Source organism: Brevibacillus sp. MCWH (assembly GCF_013096935.1).
Classification (GTDB): Bacteria; Bacillota; Bacilli; order Brevibacillales; family Brevibacillaceae; genus Brevibacillus; species Brevibacillus aydinogluensis.
Genome location: NZ_SDLF01000196.1, coordinates 1 through 422 on the forward strand (window position 1 = coordinate 1; position 422 = coordinate 422).

General features: G+C 38.2%; 1 protein-coding gene. It reads right to left on the minus strand.

Annotated features, from left to right (window positions below; translation table 11 throughout):
- Positions 1 to 422 (minus strand): anaerobic C4-dicarboxylate transporter family protein (locus ETC00_RS20050; protein ID WP_216369612.1); only part of this gene is annotated, 422 nt, incomplete at both ends.

Consider the following 422-nt stretch of genomic DNA (forward strand, 5'->3'; position numbering starts at 1 on the left):
GAATGAATAATGCGATGGCAAATAGCCATGGCGCACTTGTTACTAGATGCTGAATTGATCCTTGAATCATATTTAAGTTTCCGTTAAAGAAAGTATCTCCCATCCAAGCGATACCGAAAATAGCAACAACTGCTGTTGCCCCCGCTTTAAAGACGTTACCAGACACGATGCTTTCTACATTTGGTTTACAGAAAATAATAATAAGAGCTGCGATCGTTAACATAACCATTTCAATTGTGTTTGGCATGGAAAGACGGGCTAACTTCCCATCAACTATCCATCCTGGACGAAGTGCTTCAAATGAACCGAGAAGTACGACAAGGAAAGTTCCTACTAAGAAAAGGATAACTGATAATTTAGCGCCTTTTACACCAACAAATTCTTTTTTCTCTTCAATCTTAGGAATCATTCCTTCTTTTAAT